Raw genomic sequence first — 16,665 nt, forward strand, 5'->3', positions numbered from 1 at the left:
CCGATGTGTTTACTATGTTTAGTATAGAGAGGACCACGCAAACCGTCAATCAGTTACCAGTAAATTTTTATCAAAACGCAATTGACACTGCATGTTAGCCGGCTGAGTTGATTGACACATTTCCCAAGCAAATCGGTCATTCTTTAAAGCAAAATCAAGCGTACGCCAGCAGATTGGCCCTACGCTTGATCTTACTTTGTTAATCCTACTATGTTGCTTTTTTCGCCCATGTTAGCGATGTAATAAGCTTTTCGATTCGCCTGATCGCGAGTTACCTGGAGAAAATTATACCGCCTCTCCGACAGGGAATATGGATTCCTCTTGCACGGCCCTACGGGTTGGGTCAAAAACCGTCTCCAACTGGCTCAGACCATCAAAGGTTTTGAACGATTTTATTCGAAGGGCGACTCGATCTTTGGGATGCAACCCGATTCCCTGGCTTTTCGGCACATGGGCAGTGATACGGATGAGATCGGCTAATTCCAAATCGACTTTAAAGAACTCGCCAAGAAAAGTTGTCTGCAGTACCATGGCCTGGATATCTTCTTGGGCTGACCAAGGGACTAGGCTTACATCTTCCGGTCGGATCACGACGATCACATTCCGACCATCTTGATGTTTTATCGGAAATTTTAATACACCTAAATCGGTAAATCCATTTTTAACGCCTGTCTGGTAACGATTGATCTCTCCGACAAACCCGGCCACGAAGGGGGTTTGCGGGCTGTTGTAGACTTCTTGCGGGGTTCCCAACTGTTCGACCTGTCCTTGTTTAAACACGACGATCCGGTCGGCAATCTCCAGGGCCTCTTGTTGATCGTGGGTGACGAAGATGCTCGTAATGCCCATTTCTTTTTGGAGGTTACGGACCCATGCCCGCAATTCCTTCCGCAGCTGCGCATCGATGGCAGCGAAAGGCTCATCGAGAAGAAGCAACCGCGGTTCTGTTGCCAAAGCCCTCGCTAGAGCAACCCGCTGGCGCTGACCGCCCGAAAGCTGATCGGGCAGCCGCTGTTCTAATCCCTTCAGATCGACACGGCGCAGCAATTCTGATACCCGCTCCCGGATATAGGCAGAGTTCCTTTTTTGTACCCGCAACCCAAAGGCGATGTTTTCGAAGACATTCATGTGTTTAAATAAGGCGTAGTTTTGGAAGACGAAACCTATCTGGCGCTCTTGGGGCGGCAAGTAATCGACCCGACGGCCGGAAAGGTAAATCTCTCCGCTGGAAGGGGTCTCTAAGCCGGCGATCATCCGTAACATCGTTGTTTTTCCGCCGCCGCTAGGCCCTAAAAAGGCGGTCATTTCCCCTTCGAGCAACTCAAAACTCACATCCTGCACAGCCCGATGACCGTCTGCAAAGATTTTGCTTAACTTGCGCACCTCGATACTCATGCACGTTTCCCCTCCCCATATTTTTTTAGCGTTTCCATGAGCACGAGAATGATGACGGAGATCGTGCATAAGAGAATCGAAACCGAATAAGCTCCGGCCGAATTAAAGTCAGCCGCCGCTTGATACACATAGAGCGTCGCCGACTGAGTTTGTTTGATCAGGTTGCCTGAAACGACGAGCACTGCACCGAATTCACCGAGAGACCGGGCCACAGTCAATACGATCCCATAGAGGATACCGCCGCGAATCGACGGAAGGGTCACGTGCCAGAAGGTCGTCCAGTTCCCAGCCCCAAGCATATGAGCCGCCTGCTCTTGCCACGTTCCGGCTTCCTGAAGCACCGGCACCAGTTCTCGGACCATGAATGGGAACGTCACAAACAAGGTCGCCAAGATCATCCCCGGTAAAGCGAAGATGATCTTAAACCCCATCTGACCGGTAAAGGCGCCGATCAGGCTGTTCGGTCCGTACAGTAAAACGAGCATAAATCCAGCGATGACCGGCGAAACAGCAAAGGGAAGATCGACGATTGTGTTGAGAATCGTCACTCCGGGGAAAGGATGCCGAACGATCAGCAGTGCCGTCAAGATTCCGAAAAGCGTGTTAAGAACCACGACGATGGCGGTAATTAAAAGGGTAAGTTTCAACGCAAAAATCGCTTCCGGCCGTAGCAGTTCCCTCCAAAGGGCCGACGCACCTTCCCCGTAGGCACTCCAAATGAGCGCACCGATCGGTCCAAACAGCATGAGCAGAAACCAGAGGTAGGTAAAGCTAGATAGCCCAATTCTCAAATTCACTGTTTTTCCCCTTTCTGCCCATGCCGGCTTTCGCCAACAAGCGCTGCCACCAGCCAAAGCGTTGGCGATTCAGGAGATAGTTCTGATAGAACAAGAGCAGAAACGACAAGATGAGCAAAAGCAACGATACGGTACCCGCGTTGTTCAAGTTCCCGCTTTCGATCTCTCCATAGATGAAGACAGCAGCCGTCTGCGTCTTATAGGGAATGTTGCCGGCCACCATCACGACAGAACCGAACTCGGCGAGTGCTCGAGAGAAGGTCAGCGTAAATCCAGACAGAATGCCCGGCAAGATCGTGGGCAGTACTACACGAAAAAAAGTTTGCCAGCGGCCCGCACCCAGGATCTTCGCCGCCTCGACCATTTCGACACCCATGTCCTCCAAAATCGGTTGTACCGATCGAATGACAAAGGGGAATGTCACAAAGATCATCGCTAGAACAATACCTGGCGGCGCATAGACGACTTCGATCCCTTTCGCTTGTAAAGCTCCCCCTAAGATACTTTTGGGACCGAACATCACCAACAGCATTAAACCACTGACAGCTGTAGGGATGGCGAAGGGAAGATCGACCATGGCATTGAGAATCTTCTTCCCCGGCAATGGGTAGCGAACGAGGACATAGGCTGAAATGGTCCCGGCAACGGTATTGATGACGGCCGTAAGCAGCGCTAGCGTTATGGTTAATTTCATTGAAAATAAAGCGGAGGGGTTGAGCAGTGCCCGTTGGAAACCGCTCCACCCCTGCCCGAAGGTACTATGAACGAGTTGCCCAATGGGCAGCAGGATCAACAACAATACATAGCCGATGACCACGCTGCCCATGACCATTTTCGAAAGATCGTAACGTCGCCGGAACAGTGGCTGTTCTCTCATCGATGTCCCTCCCAAGTAAAAACCAACCGTTCCGCAACCATTTGATTACTGCGAAACTACTTTTACTGATGTTGCTCGGCCACTTCCGTCCAAACACCATTCGGTCCGTAGAGCGTTTCGAGTACTTTCGGCCAGCCGCCCAAATAATCGATGGTGAATAGTTGAGATGGTTGTGGGAATTTGGCTTTGTTGGCTTCGGCCACTTCCGGGTCAACAGAACGGAAACCGTATTTCGCGAAAGCTTCCTGCGCTTCTTTGGACCAGAGGAAATCGACGAATGCTTCCACCACTTCCCGGTTGCCGTGTTTATCGACGTTCTTGTCGACAAGAGCAACGGGGTTTTCGATCAGGATCGTCGCGTTAGGGTAGATGATATCGTAGATCGGCGATTCCATATTGCGCAAAAGCAGTTCGTTCTCATAGGTAACGACCACATCACCTAACCCTTTTTCAAAGGTCGTCATCGATTCGCGGCCGCTCTTATCCATGACTTTGACGTTCTTTTGAATATTCGCCAGCAGTTCTTTGGCTGCTTGCTTATCAGGGGTACCGCTCTTGCCTTCAGACTTTTTGAGACCTCCTCCGTAGATCGCGTTCACGTCCCACATGGCACCGCCGGAAGTACGAGGACTCGGATAGAGCACAGCTACACCCGGCTTAGCTAAATCTTCCCAGTCTTTAATTCCTTTGGGATTCCCCTTTTTCACACCGAAGGCTACGACGGAACGAGTGATCATCCCTTTTTGTTGTTTCGCCTTCCAATCGTGGGTGATGAGGCCTGCTTTGGTGACCACATCAATATCCCCTTCCAGCGATAAAGCGGCCACATCCGCCTCTAAGCCTGAAGCGATCGCTTTCGCTTGGGCTCCAGAGCCCACATAAGACTCGGAAAATTTCACGTCCTGTCCGGTTTTCTCTTTCCATTTCTTCTGAAAAGCCGGAATGATCTCTTTTTGGTAGGCTTCCTTCGGAACGGTGTAGGCAGCTAAGACAATCTCGGCAGTCTTTCCATCTCCAGAGGTTGCCGAAGTATTTGCGGCACCTGTTTTATCGCCGCCACCGCAACCGGTCAGCACCACACTCATCACAAGGCCACCGATCGCTATCAAGGCGGCCGATTTGGATAACCATCCTTTACGGACCTCTTTCATCTTCCTACGCCTCCCTATTCGTACTTTGTTTTTACGCCAATGCGCCGATGACTCTCTATTTAAATAGGCGGTAATGGGCGATTGACGACTGATTGACTATTGATTGACGACAATACTGCGCTTCAATTTTTTTCGTAGCACTAAGGGCTTCGCCGCACCGGCCGGGCTTTTCTCTTTCTCCTGATGGTCATCGGTGGATTGTTCGCCGGCGAGTCCGGTGATGATACCTCCACCACATACCTCATATCCATCCATCAACACAAACCGTCCCGTTTCGGGAACGCCGGCAAAGGGGTCAAAGGCCAGTGGCTGCTTTGCTTCCAAGGTGACTTCACCGACGAAGTTGGCCGGAACGCCCCCTTCAACAGATATGACCGACAAATCACCGGAGTCATAGACACGATGGATGGTCTTTACCTCGCAACTGGTTTCTTGCGTCGTAATTTTAATTGTGTAGCGTCGATCCATGACCAAGGGGTTGCGGCCCAGCCAGTAGACGTTGGCGGTAAGATGAGTACCCACCAGCGGCGGCGCATCGCTATTGGTGATCAATGTTCCCCGTTCTAAAAAGACTGGATCTTCAAGTGTGACACCGACGGACAAACCCTGCACCAGTTCGATCGGAGGTTCCGAAAGGTTCCATGATTCCAGGGTCTTGATGCGAGTTCGGGTGCCTTGGGGCCAGCAGACGATTTCGTCGCCAGCTTTCAGCGTTCCGCTCTCCAGGCGGCCTGCGATGATCCGCCGGTGATCGAATTTGTATACATCCTGCACAGGCAGGCGAACGGGCGCATCGTGACTGCTGTGTTCGATCGTTAACGCATCCATCGTATCGATGATCGTCAGACCGGCGTACCATGTCAGATTTGATGAGCGGTGAACGATGTTTTCACCGAATTTGGCAGCGATGGGGATATAGGACCGGGCCACCAGACCGGCGTTGGCGAGGGCAGCTTGGCAGTCTGTGACAATTTGGTCGAAGGACTCTTGATCGTAGTCGAGAAGATCCATTTTATTGATGACCACATGGACTTGACGAACGCCCAGCAGCTTGAGAATCGAGGCATGCCTCCGGGTTTGCTCCCGTACGCCTTCCTGTGCGTCGATAAGGAGGAAGGCGGCGTCGGCATCGGAAGCACCGCTGATCATGTTTTTCAAAAACTCTTTGTGGCCCGGCGCATCGATGATGACATAGTCTCGCTTTTCGCTATGAAACTGGATTCGAGTCGTATCGATAGTGATGCCTTGTGATTGCTCTTCTTCGAGGGCATCTAACAAAAAGGCGTATTCCATTTCCTTGCCTTGTTCTGTGCAGCGGCGTTGAACGGCAGAGATCCGATCTTGCGGCACACTGGCTGTATCGGCCAGCAAACGGCCGATGAGTGTTGACTTCCCATGGTCCACATGGCCGACGATGACGATTTTTAGGGTTTCTTGTATCCGGCTCATTTTACATGTACCCCCTGACCCGCAGTTTTTGCATTGCATAGGCGTCAACCTGGTCTTGGGCACGGCCGCTGCGTTCCGTCTCGCGGGTGTTTTTCAGTTCTTCAATGATCTCTTCTACGTTTTTCGCCTCCGAGGTGATCGGAGCGGTGCAAGGTGCACAGCCCAGACTGCGATAACGCTTCCCGTTTTTCGAGAAATAGAGGTCGATGACAGGGATGTTTTCGTGCAGTATGTATTGCCATACGTTCAGCTCCGTCCAGTGCAGCAACGGATGAACACGGACATGGGTGCCGGCGGGGAACTCGGTCTGGAACTGGTTCCATAATTCTGGCGGCTGCTCTTTAAAGTTCCATTCAAAGTCTTTGTTGCGGGGGCTGAAGTAGCGCTCTTTACCGCGGGATCCTTCTTCGTCACGGCGAATTCCCATGAGCAGACCTTGAAATTCGTGTTTGGCCATGATCTGCTGCAATCCTTCTGTTTTCAGGGCGGTGCAGCAATCTAAGCGCCCCCGTTCCGGGTTCATGCCGTCCCGCAGGGCCTCTTCATTTTTTCCAACGACGAGTTTCAGCCCCCATTCCTGGGCAATTTTATCTCGATAGGTGATCATTTCGGGGATTTTAAAGGTTGTGTCGATGTGGACGAGCGGTATGGGGCAATGCCCGTAAAAAGCTTTGCGGGCTAGATGTAGTAGTACGGTCGAATCCTTGCCAATGGACCATAACATAGCGATTTTTTTATATTTCCGATAGGCCTCACGAATGATATAGATGCTCTCGCTTTCCAGTCGCTCTAGGTGTTCCATGGTTGCGGTATCACCTCATGTTGTTATTTAAAGTAGCCTTCTGTTTAGTGTGCGTTGTGCTAAATCGGGGGTGTAATGACTTCACTGTGCAAGGGCACTTACAAATCAATGGTTTCCAACCGACCGTCGGGATGTTCAAGGGTCCAACGGATTTTCCCAGCGATTTGTTTTGCTCGAAGCGTAGAACCCTGTCCGCCGGCTTCCGGGGGTAAAGATACAGCGAGTGCCTGTTGGGGACATACTTTGATACAGGCGCCACAGTCCCAACAGTCATCCGGTTCCCGGGAGACGATATGACCCCTCTCAGGTAGGACTAACAAATTTCCTGGGCACACATCGGCACATCGCGGGTGTCCACCGCATCTCCGGCAGCGCTGCGAGTTGATCAATAAGGTCACGCTGCACCACCTCCGAACGAGGATAGAGCGGTCTGCCCATCTCTTCCGTGTGAATCTACCGGAGGCCGTTCGATGATCTCAAGGTCGATCTTTGTTACTGTATTTTGGGCAGGTATGCGCGAGTTGACAAATATCCGCCACCGTTGATCGTCTCTGGCTGGGTAATCGAGGCGGCTTTGGTAAACAGGCCAGCGGCTTTCTTGCCGGTAGAGCATATGTGCGAGCAGTAACCGTGCCAGAAGGAGACGGTCCCAGACTTCGTGAACACGCATCAGTTCATAGGCCTCACTAGCCTTGATCTCTCGTCCCGCTTCGATTAAATAGTCCACTTCTTGCTGTGCCCGGAGCAAACCCTTGGCGTCGTACTCATATCCTGCCGGTCGACCGCCAGCCCAGCGATCCATAACCGCCTGTAGTTGTTCTTCCAATCGACGAATCTGGCTTTTGTTGTTGTTTTCGCAGTTTCCTTTTGTGGAATCCTCCTTTGGTTCCAGTGGCTGTCTTGCCCGTTGCAACGCGGCACATACCGCAATTTGCCAGGCATCCGGACGCGGCTCTCGCCAATCCTGAATCTCATTGAAGAATGTTTCGGCGGCGATAGCCCCTTCGGCCATGCTGCCGGTGACGTATTTTTTCGGCGCCCCCCCGGCGGCGTCCCCGGCCGCATAAAGCCCGGTGACGGTGGTTCGCCGACGCTCGTCGATCCATAAGCCGGCCATCCCATGGCCTCCTACGAGGTACGGCTCGCTGCCTGTGATCGGTACAGGCATTTCTTCCGGTCTTTTCCCAGCGTCACTCCACTGCAGTACCTGCGTCGGACACATGCTTAAGTATGCTTTTTGCAGACGTTCCCCTTGTTCCGAGGTGAGTCCCCGCGTATCGAGATAACAAGGCCCTCGTCCTTTTTTCTCTTCTTGCAGCGTTGCCCAAAGCCGTTCTGCCGTCGTCGGTGCAACCTGTTCGTATGTATAATCGTTTAAATAATGAGCGTTGAGCCGGTTTATGTGAGGTGTGCGGACGCCTTGGGCCAGTGTTCCCGTGGGAGCCATCGTATGGGCGACGCGAAGGGCGATAAAGCGCATCTCCAAGCTGGTCAGTTCCGCCCCGGCTCGGGCAGCCATGGCCAAGCCGGTACCGGCATTAAATGGCGAATACCATTGCTTATGCCGGGCCGCTCCTCCGGCATTCGGTCCGTAGATGCCCGATACCCCTCCCGTGGCGATAAGCACACCTTTGGCCCGTACCGCCGTAAAGCTTCCATCGGCTAGATTCAACACGAGGGCGCCGACAACCCGGTCATCGATGACGATGAGATCAGTAGCTACGCGGTGGTTGAGCACTTCGGCACCGCACTGGTGTAAGGCCGCCGCCATCAACGGTTTGATAGCTTCCCCGTTGATCTGTACGCTGGCTCGCCCTCGTCGTAAGTACCGTCCCTGTTCGTCCCGGAAGACGGGAAGCCCCCACTCGACGAGCCGGTCTGTCATTTCATTGAGCCTTTCCGCCAATGTATAAACCAGATCGTCTCGAACCAGGTTGGCAAATTCGGCCTTTACATAGCTAAGAAAACTTTCTGCCGTTTCACCGGGATTCAGATAGGCATTGATCGCGTTGATTCCGGCGGCCAGACAACCACTTCGCTGGACGTTGGCTTTTTCAATGACGGTGACGCGACATGTCGGACACAGTTCTTTGGCACGGATCGCAGCCATGATGCCTGCCGCCCCTCCACCGAGGATGAGCCAATCTGTATCCAATACGTCCATATTTCGAACCCCTTCTACATCGTGATAGTACGAATCGATCCACTATACCGCTATACCACTCACATTTTTCGGTTTTATATAACCGGTTTCTTCCAAGTACTGAATAATCACAGCCACACTTTCTGCTACTGTCTGTCCTTCCGTCTCTATCACCACTTCCGGATGTTCCGGTTCTTCGTAGGGATCAGATATGCCGGTAAAGTGCGGGATCTCTCCATTTAATGCACGCTTGTAAAGTCCCTTTACATCCCTCTGAATACAAGTTTCCAGAGATGTTTTCACGTGTACTTCCAGAAATCCAGGCCCATGGAGCTCTCGGATCACCTTACGAGTATCTCGGTAGGGAGAAATAGCAGCGGTGATGACACCTACACCGTGGCGGGCCAACAAGCGAGCCACATAGCCAATCCGTTTCACGTTCCGGTCGCGGTCGGCTTTTTCGAATCCCAAATCAGACGATAAGTATTCCCTCACCTCGTCACCGTCCAAAATTTCTACCGGTTGACCGCGATGGCGTAGTTCTTCTGCGACACCCTTGGAAATCGTCGTTTTGCCGCTGCCTGATAATCCCGTCAACCAAAGGGTAAATCCTGATCTTTCACTCACTGACTGTTCTCCCTTCCTGTATTCTGTGGCTCCCTTTCTCCCGGTGACGTCGCAGGTAGGTTTGCCTGAAGGTTTCCTGCCCTTCTCGCTTTTCCAGCCAGTTCTCCAAGATGATCAACAAGGCTGTCGGCAAATCTTCGACCTTTATGGGGGATCGCCAGGTCTCACCGAGAACAGGCCATTCTCCATCAAGTCCACCGCCTACGGTCACGGTTACACTGGGAATTCCCGGATTTTGTTTATCGATGATTCCCGTAATACCGATATCGGCGACCTGAGGTCTGGCACAAGAACTGGCACAGCCCGATAGATGAATCGACATTCCCTCGATCTTTTCCCAAACGAGGCGATGCTCACGCAGTGTATTGAGAATGCTTTGACGCAACTGGGTATCAATTAACCCACGGGCACATAATGTTCGACCTGGGCAGGCGATCCAATGGATCGGTTCGGGCGTTGCCAGATCGACCGTAGATAACTCGGCCAAAAGGGCTTCCTTTTCTTCCGGCAGTACGTCTCTCAAGAGAATCTGCCGGTTTGACGTAAGATAAATGTTTCCCTGAGTAAACCGTCGAGCGACGGAGGCTAATTTATATAGCTGCACTGTCGTCAATGAGCTATCGGGCACATCGACAATCACTGTTTCACTGGAACCCATCGTTTCTAATGAGGAAGGCGAGGTGACAGGATCTTCAACAGGAACAGTCCATTCCTCTCTGACAAGTTCCCAAAAATGCTCTAAACCGAGGGACTGAACAAGAAATTTTAATCGTTGATTGAGGGTTCCTTTCATGATAAAGACGTGAAGAATGGCTACCAGAAGGCTGCTAACATCGCTGCCCCTCACCTCTACCGGCAATAACTGAGCTACGTGAGGTTTGCTTCCCAAACCGCCACCCACGAAGACCTGCCAACGGAGGCCTCCTTCCCGTTGTACTGGCAACAGCCCCACGTCGTTAAACAGAAGACCGGCGCGATGGCTTTCGCCAACAGCCACCTTAAATTTATGGGGAAGTGTGAGTTCTAACGATTTGGCGACAAAGGTCTCATTTAAATGACGGGTTAAGGATTCTGCTTCCCCAGCGAAAGGTCCGCCTTCATAAAAAGTCACGATATTTCGGACTGCTTTCCCGCCGCTTCCGAGCGAGAATAACCCTACTTCCTCTAGGGTTTGGCGAATTCTTGGAATAGTGTCAAAGGCTAAGCCGTGAATTTGAATCGATTGCCGTGTCGTCAGTTCCAACCGGCCTCTTTCCGTCTCATCGACGACGGAGGCCACTGTGTCTAACTGAGACGATGTCAACCGTCCAAGAGGTAAGCGAATTCGAAGAAAGAACTCATCTTTTTGTCGCTGCCGATATATCCCCTGGCGTCGGAGAGCACCGATTTCTTGCGCAGAAAATTCCGTCATAAGATTCACCCTATTCGTTTTATTGTGATGCATTTACGTTTAATATGGACCGAAAAAAGCAAAAGGAGGCCTAGATCCCACCCGCGAGGGTGTAAATCTAGGCCTCCAGCACGTCTGGTCAGCCCAACCGTTGATTTAATTCCAAGTAAATTGCTTGTTTTTTAAGATAATAACATCGGTTCTCCCATCTGTCAACGAAAAAAAGTCCAATTTAAAAAGAGGCCCTCCATCGGGCCTCAAGTCTTCTTCTGTACAACCGATTATTCCCATATACGGATTTGTAAGACAAGTTCTACTGATAAAAAAACTGAGGCCATGGTCAATAACAAAACCTTCGCCTCAGACTCAGGTATATCCGGTCAGCACAAGCCTAACTGCCATATTTCCAATTAAGCCCCCTGAAAGAGCGGCGTGCTCAAGTACCGTTCGCCCGTGTCGGGAAGGATAACAACGATAAGTTTTCCGGCGTTCTCTGGCCGCTTCGCCAATTGCAACGCAGCGAAGGTAGCCGCTCCCGATGAAATCCCCGCCAGAATGCCTTCCTCCCGAGCCAAACGCCGGCTGATTTCAAAGGCTTCTTCGCTTTCCACTTTAAATATTTCATCAATAATGTATACGTTTAAAACTTCCGGTATGAATCCGGCGCCGAGTCCTTGAATTTTATGAGGCCCCGGTTTTCCGCCAGATAATACAGGAGATTCTATCGGTTCCACCGCTACAACCTGAACTTCCGGTTTATACTCTTTTAGCACCTCTCCGACACCGGTGATTGTTCCTCCTGTTCCGAAGCCTCCGACAATGATATCTACTCTTCCCTCCGTATCTTCCCAAATCTCCTCAGCCGTTGTCACCCGGTGAATCTGCGGGTTCGCCGGGTTGTTAAACTGCTGCGGCACGAAGGAATTGGGATACCGAGCGGCCAGTTCTTCGGCTCGGCGAACAGCCCCCTTCATCCCATCAGTCCCGGGAGTCAGTACGATTTCCGCACCATACGCTTTCAGTAAGTTTCTCCTCTCCATAGTCATCGTCTCAGGCATGGTGAGAATGAGTCGGTACCCTCGGGCCGCTGCAACGAGAGCCAATGCGATCCCTGTGTTACCGCTAGTCGGTTCGATGATTACCGTATCTTTTTTGATATATCCCTTATCTTCGGCATCTTTGATCATGGCATAACCGATGCGATCTTTCACACTACCTCCAGGGTTGAAGGATTCCAGTTTCGCCACGACTTCTGCATTCGCCCCGCCGGTCACCCGGTTCAACCTGACCAAAGGGGTCTTCCCAATCAAATCGGAAAGATTATCGACAATCTTTCCCATGTCGTATCTCCCTCCCCGTGTGTTTGTCAGCGTTGAACATTCCTGTGATGAATGCTGCCGCTCTTGCCTCAACCGTGTGAAAATGTCTCCATCGGTCGATCATAGAGCAGTGCTGAGAAATCCTTCCCTTTGCCAGGGATCCCGCAAGCATCGGCACGGCAATGACGGAATACGGGCAAATAGGCTTCCGCCGCTTTCCCCACTAAAGCAAGGATGTTTGCTCATTAAATGGGTCACTTTCCCTTGATGGTTAACCGCTTGTTCTCCAGCGAAGCAGATAACTGGATACTTGGCGATATACCGTCATGAGCAATAAAACGACGATGCCGATGACGAGTATCCCTGCGACCACCCTCGGATAATCGGCGAAGTCGGAAAAATACTTCACATACCAGCCAAGGCCGCTGGTCGCGCCGATCATTTCGGCGGCTGTCAATAAGATGAAGGCGAGGACCAAGCTGATGGATCCTCCGGAAAGAATGTGAGGAAGGGCGCCAGGCAGTAACACCCGTGTCAGCATGGTCCACCGGCTGACCCCTAAGGTCCGTGCCGAATCGATCAAGCCTTTTTCTACGGCCTGTACACCAGCGACCGTGTTGATAAAGAGCGGCCAAAAAGCACCGATGAAGATGACAAATATCGACGACAAGGTAAAGGTAGGCAGCAAAGCGATCGTATAGGGGATATACACGATCGGCGGAATCGGGCCAAGCAGGTTCGTCAGCGGTTCTACCGCTTGATGGAGGCGACGCTGCCATCCTACCAACAAACCGAGCGGAATCGCTGTCAACAGAGCCAGGATCAATCCCGACGTTAACAGGTAGATTGAACTGGTGAAGCTTTTTCGGAAGACCTCCGAATCTTCTACAAGCAGCTGGGCCACTTTTTCTGGAGACGGAAATAGGAAGGGATCGAGTATGGAAAAGGTATGGGTGCATAACTCCCAGATCAAAAATATGCTCAAAAAGATCAGCAAACGATCGATCGTTTTTTGCATCATATTCCTGATCCCCCTTCCACCAGTTCCAGTTCTCCGATCAAGTCGTCTTGCAGCAGCGAGAGAATCTCATTTCGCAACTGAATATAGGCAGGATCATGAACCAAGTAAGCCCGTGTTCGAGGCCGTGTAAAGGGTACTTCCACAATTCGGCGAATCCGGCCGGGGGAAGGTGTAAAAATAATGATTCGATCGCCTAGGTATAAAGCTTCATCGATATCATGGGTAACTAGAAAAATGGTCTTCGAATGCTCCCCTGTCTTCCACAAGCGCAGGAGAAGATCTTGCAGGTAAATGCGGTTTTTGGCGTCCACCGCTCCAAATGGTTCGTCCATCAAGTAGACCGGTGCATCTACAGCAAAAGCACGGGCAATGGCTACCCGTTGGCGCATCCCTCCTGACAATTCTCCCGGATACTTTTCTTTCGCTTCCGAGAGACCGACCAGATGCAGATATTGTAATGCCTCTTCCCGAGTGGCCTTCCTGACCTGCTGGAGTGCGAAATGAATGTTATCTAAGGCAGTCATCCAAGGGAACAAAGAATAGTCCTGGAAAACGACGGCCCGGTCTGGACCGGGCCCTGTGATCGGTGTTCCTTGTAAGCGAATGGTGCCAGAGGTCGGGGTCAGAAGGCCGGCGAGCAACCCGATGGTTGAACTTTTGCCGCATCCGCTAGGGCCTACAACGGTGATAAACTCGCCCTCTTTCACATCGACTGTAACATCGGATAGAACCAACCGGTTGGATGCACTGTTCCCATAGGCTAGGGAAACTGCCTCCAGTTGTAACAAGGCCTCCATGACTCACACCTCCCCGGCTTTCTATAGATCGTTAGCTTTGTATCCCTCTTCAAGGATCCCATATGTGACGTTGTTGGGATCTTCCGATTTCAAACGGTCTAAGGCCTCTTTATAGATCTCCGGTTGAATATTCCGGTTGATATCGTGATCGCTGTCCAGGTAGCCGACTTTTTTCATGGCGTTCCAGAACTCAACGAAGCGTTTCTTATCCGGGTCGGGTATGCTATGAATCTTACCGCTGTATGTGGCCTTTTTCAGCAGTTCCTTGTCGATCTTGACATACTTGGAAAGGGCGTCTACCGTCTCATCCGGGTTTTGCGTGTAAAACTCGTATGCCCGGATGAGCGCTTTATCAAAGCGAACAAAAGCTTCCTTTTTGGCCGCCAGCACATCTTCCATCGCGACGACACGGCAGCAGACGTGTCCGGGCATATACGCCGAGGACCACTCGACTGTTTTCAATCCTTGCGCTGCCGCCATCTCTACGAAGGGAACCCACACGTTGCCCACATCGGCAGTTCCTTTTTTGACAGCTTCGATCACTGCAGCCGGTGAATCAAGCTCTTGGATGTTCACCTGGTTTTTCCAATCGATACCCGCCTTTGCCAAGGCATACCGCCAGACGGCGTCACCGGTGGCCATCCGTACGGTGGCTACCTTTTTCCCGACGAAACCTTGCGGCGTTTTAAACTTTTCTACGTTTTCCGGCTTCGCGATAACGGCGTGCCCTTCGCTTTGCATGCCTGCGATAACGACAAATGGAGTCCCTTTCGCGATAAACGTCTGCGGGGCCGCCGTACCGAAAGCGCCTGTGTCCAGTTTACCGCTCTTGATAGCGTTAAGGCCTTCCCCTGAGTTGGTGAACTGGAACATCTCCACGTCGAGTCCTTCTTGGTCAAAGAAACCTTTTTCTTTCGCGACAAAGAACAATACATCACCGGGAGCGGGAAGGTAACCTACATTGAGCTTGATTTTGTCGGTCTTTTCTGCTGCCGGTGCAGCCGTCTGTGCGGACGTTCCCTTTTTTGCATCAGAGCTGCACCCAACGGTCAACAATGCCGTCGTGGCAAAAATGATGATGCCCAAGGCAAAGGTGATCATCCGCTTTGTTTTCGCGTCGACAAAAGGCACAGGCCATTCACTCCTTTTTAGTATCCACCCTGGAAGACGCTCATGGAAAAGAGCCGTCTGTCACGGTGGGCTGAATTTGACTTAAAATCCTAAGGATCGTACAAAAACCTGCTCGAAATCACCATAATTAGCCAGCTCAATCACTTCGATTTCGGTAACCCCTTTTTCCATCTCTTTGCGTAGGGACTGGTTCATGAGAAAGGCCTGAGCACCCGTTTTCGAGGTATTGCCGATAAACTCGATCTTCCCATCAAAACTGTCTGGTAACAGCCCGAGGTGGATTAAACTTTTCGCGCGCAGATGATAACCGAAGGAACCGGCGATGAGCACCCGGTCCACGGCGTCCGATGTGATCCCCTTACTTCGCAGCAGCAGATCGATCCCGGTTCGGATAGCGCCTTTGGCTAACTGGACTTGACGAACATCTTTTTGGGTCAGATACACTTGCCGGGAAATTTGGAATACTCTTTTTCCATCACGCAGTTGCAACCGCTCTTTTAATGAGGCCGGCAATAGGGTCGATTCCGGTTTCACAAAACGGCCATTTTTATCGATCACGCCATTGGCCACTAACTCCCCGACGATATCCAAAAGTCCGCTCCCACAGATCCCTACCGGTTCTTGATCGCCAATCGTCTTCGTCGTGATGGTTTTATCGTCCTCAATCTGAAAAAACTCCAGGGCCCCCGCTCCAGCACGCATACCACAGGTGATATTCATGCCCTCAAAAGCCGGCCCTGCCGCAGTAGAGGTGGCAGAAAGTTTGCCCTCTACAGCCAGAGCCATTTCTCCGTTTGTCCCAATATCAACAAACAACGTGATTCCCTTTTGCTGATGCAACTGGGACGCCAGGATGCCTGATGTGATATCGGCGCCTACATAGGCAGAAATAACAGGCGGCACATAGATGAGTCCAAACGGAGACACGCCTAGGTGATGCTCTGAGGCACTTAGGTGAACTGCGCCAGTAAACTCCGGGATGTAAGGATATTTTCCGAGCGGTGCCGGGTCTTTGCCAGTGGCCAAGTGGATCATGCAGGTATTGCCGCTGAAAATCACTTCATATATGTGCTCCCGGTTTACGATAGACTTTTCGGTCACTCGCTCGATAAGCCGGTTCAACTCATTGATCAATTCGGAGTACATCATCATGAGCCCTCGTTTTGTACTGGCAAAGGTGATCCGGGACAGCACATCTTGGGCATGAAGACTTTGAGGATTTAAGGCCGAAGCGGAGGCGATTTCTTGACCACTGCCGAGATCGACTAAAGAGACGACGATGGTTGTCGTGCCTATGTCAACGGCCAGGCCGTACTTTTGATCTTCTGTATTGCTCTGTTCTAGGCCGACCAACTCATCACCGGCAAATACAAAGGTCCGGTCATCCTTCGGTTCATAGCGTTTTTGGAAATAGGTCTCCGGCGTCACCTCCACACTTTGGCCGTGACTTAGAATCTTCAATTCCGTGCCGTGGCTGCGCGACGGAACGTCGACAAGAATGTCACCAAGGACTTCCGCTTCACAGGAAAGGACATATCCCTGCTCTTCTTCTTCCGGAGAGAGATGATGCAAACCGTAAGGACGGATGGACGATCGCGAGGTCTGATCCAATTTCACTTTACACTTTCCGCAAGTCCCAACGGCATTACAAGGGGATTCGATTAAAACACCTGCTAAGCGTGCCGCTTGTAGGATCGTCACTCCCTTTTCCACCTGTACCGTACGGTTCAACGGTTGAAAAACAACATTCACTGATGTACTCACAG

Annotated in this window: 15 protein-coding genes and 1 pseudogene; all 16 read right to left on the reverse strand. The window is 51.5% G+C overall.

Annotation, left to right across the window (positions count from 1 at the left end):
- Nucleotides 1-285 precede the first annotated feature (285 nt).
- Nucleotides 286-1,395 carry an ABC transporter ATP-binding protein gene (locus GJ688_RS04365; protein WP_155475335.1) on the reverse strand — a complete coding sequence of 370 codons (1,110 nt, stop codon included), beginning with the start codon at nucleotides 1,393-1,395 and terminating at the stop codon, nucleotides 286-288.
- On the reverse strand, nucleotides 1,392-2,192 hold the full coding sequence (locus GJ688_RS04370; RefSeq protein WP_328597312.1) for a sulfate ABC transporter permease: 801 nt from the start codon (nucleotides 2,190-2,192) through the stop codon (nucleotides 1,392-1,394). The genes GJ688_RS04365 and GJ688_RS04370 overlap by 4 nt, the downstream gene beginning before the upstream one ends.
- Complete coding sequence (gene cysT / locus GJ688_RS04375; RefSeq protein ID WP_207708751.1) at nucleotides 2,167-3,069, reverse strand: sulfate ABC transporter permease subunit CysT; 903 nt, start codon at nucleotides 3,067-3,069, stop codon at nucleotides 2,167-2,169. Before cysT ends, GJ688_RS04370 begins: the two co-directional genes overlap by 26 nt.
- 62 nt (nucleotides 3,070-3,131) lie before the next feature.
- Entirely contained in the window at nucleotides 3,132-4,220 is a 1,089-nt protein-coding gene (locus GJ688_RS04380) for a sulfate ABC transporter substrate-binding protein (RefSeq protein WP_155475336.1), read from the reverse strand.
- A gap of 96 nt (nucleotides 4,221-4,316) precedes the next feature.
- The gene (locus GJ688_RS04385; RefSeq protein WP_170291657.1) at nucleotides 4,317-5,669 is read right to left on the reverse strand and encodes a sulfate adenylyltransferase subunit 1; all 1,353 of its coding nucleotides are present in this window, start codon (nucleotides 5,667-5,669) and stop codon (nucleotides 4,317-4,319) included.
- A gap of 1 nt (nucleotide 5,670) precedes the next feature.
- A complete protein-coding gene (cysD, locus tag GJ688_RS04390; protein WP_155475338.1) occupies nucleotides 5,671-6,471 on the reverse strand; it encodes a sulfate adenylyltransferase subunit CysD in 801 nt (266 codons plus the stop codon).
- Between the two features lie 98 nt (nucleotides 6,472-6,569).
- Nucleotides 6,570-6,869, reverse strand: coding sequence for a 4Fe-4S dicluster domain-containing protein (locus tag GJ688_RS04395; protein ID WP_207708752.1), 300 nt, complete (start codon nucleotides 6,867-6,869; stop codon nucleotides 6,570-6,572).
- On the reverse strand, nucleotides 6,866-8,635 hold the full coding sequence (locus tag GJ688_RS04400) for an adenylyl-sulfate reductase subunit alpha (protein ID WP_155475339.1): 1,770 nt from the start codon (nucleotides 8,633-8,635) through the stop codon (nucleotides 6,866-6,868). The genes GJ688_RS04395 and GJ688_RS04400 overlap by 4 nt, the downstream gene beginning before the upstream one ends.
- A 42-nt stretch (nucleotides 8,636-8,677) precedes the next feature.
- On the reverse strand, nucleotides 8,678-9,241 hold the full coding sequence (gene cysC, locus GJ688_RS04405) for an adenylyl-sulfate kinase (protein ID WP_170291658.1): 564 nt from the start codon (nucleotides 9,239-9,241) through the stop codon (nucleotides 8,678-8,680).
- The gene (locus GJ688_RS04410; protein ID WP_170291659.1) at nucleotides 9,234-10,652 is read right to left on the reverse strand and encodes a nitrite/sulfite reductase; all 1,419 of its coding nucleotides are present in this window, start codon (nucleotides 10,650-10,652) and stop codon (nucleotides 9,234-9,236) included. Before GJ688_RS04410 ends, cysC begins: the two co-directional genes overlap by 8 nt.
- 389 nt (nucleotides 10,653-11,041) lie before the next feature.
- Entirely contained in the window at nucleotides 11,042-11,971 is a 930-nt protein-coding gene (gene cysK / locus GJ688_RS04415; protein WP_155475341.1) for a cysteine synthase A, read from the reverse strand.
- Nucleotides 11,972-12,039: 68 nt separating this feature from the next.
- A pseudogene (locus GJ688_RS20525) lies at nucleotides 12,040-12,162 on the reverse strand (radical SAM protein); the annotation flags it as partial.
- 59 nt (nucleotides 12,163-12,221) lie between these two features.
- Nucleotides 12,222-12,971 carry an ABC transporter permease gene (locus tag GJ688_RS04425; protein ID WP_155475342.1) on the reverse strand — a complete coding sequence of 250 codons (750 nt, stop codon included), beginning with the start codon at nucleotides 12,969-12,971 and terminating at the stop codon, nucleotides 12,222-12,224.
- Nucleotides 12,968-13,768, reverse strand: a complete 801-nt coding sequence (locus GJ688_RS04430; protein ID WP_155475343.1) for an ABC transporter ATP-binding protein — start codon at nucleotides 13,766-13,768, stop codon at nucleotides 12,968-12,970. Before GJ688_RS04430 ends, GJ688_RS04425 begins: the two co-directional genes overlap by 4 nt.
- Before the next feature lie 21 nt (nucleotides 13,769-13,789).
- Nucleotides 13,790-14,899: an ABC transporter substrate-binding protein gene (locus tag GJ688_RS04435; protein WP_328597313.1), complete on the reverse strand. Its 1,110-nt coding sequence runs from the start codon at nucleotides 14,897-14,899 to the stop codon at nucleotides 13,790-13,792.
- Between the two features lie 81 nt (nucleotides 14,900-14,980).
- Nucleotides 14,981-16,663, reverse strand: coding sequence for an ASKHA domain-containing protein (locus tag GJ688_RS04440; RefSeq protein WP_328597314.1), 1,683 nt, complete (start codon nucleotides 16,661-16,663; stop codon nucleotides 14,981-14,983).
- Nucleotides 16,664-16,665 lie beyond the last annotated feature (2 nt).

Source organism: Heliobacterium mobile (assembly GCF_009720735.1).
In the GTDB taxonomy this organism is placed as follows: Bacteria; Bacillota; Desulfitobacteriia; order Heliobacteriales; family Heliobacteriaceae; genus Heliobacterium; species Heliobacterium mobile.

Coding starts and splice junctions, on each gene's coding strand:
- GJ688_RS04385 (WP_170291657.1), bottom strand. CDS start 5,669: ATGAGCCGGATACAAGAAACCCTAAAAATCGTCATCGTCGGCCATGTG.
- GJ688_RS04400 (WP_155475339.1), bottom strand. CDS start 8,635: ATGGACGTATTGGATACAGATTGGCTCATCCTCGGTGGAGGGGCGGCA.
- GJ688_RS04425 (WP_155475342.1), bottom strand. CDS start 12,971: ATGATGCAAAAAACGATCGATCGTTTGCTGATCTTTTTGAGCATATTT.
- GJ688_RS04410 (WP_170291659.1), bottom strand. CDS start 10,652: ATGACGGAATTTTCTGCGCAAGAAATCGGTGCTCTCCGACGCCAGGGG.
- GJ688_RS04365 (WP_155475335.1), bottom strand. CDS start 1,395: ATGAGTATCGAGGTGCGCAAGTTAAGCAAAATCTTTGCAGACGGTCAT.
- cysD (WP_155475338.1), bottom strand. CDS start 6,471: ATGGAACACCTAGAGCGACTGGAAAGCGAGAGCATCTATATCATTCGT.
- cysT (WP_207708751.1), bottom strand. CDS start 3,069: ATGAGAGAACAGCCACTGTTCCGGCGACGTTACGATCTTTCGAAAATG.
- GJ688_RS04380 (WP_155475336.1), bottom strand. CDS start 4,220: ATGAAAGAGGTCCGTAAAGGATGGTTATCCAAATCGGCCGCCTTGATA.
- GJ688_RS04430 (WP_155475343.1), bottom strand. CDS start 13,768: ATGGAGGCCTTGTTACAACTGGAGGCAGTTTCCCTAGCCTATGGGAAC.
- cysK (WP_155475341.1), bottom strand. CDS start 11,971: ATGGGAAAGATTGTCGATAATCTTTCCGATTTGATTGGGAAGACCCCT.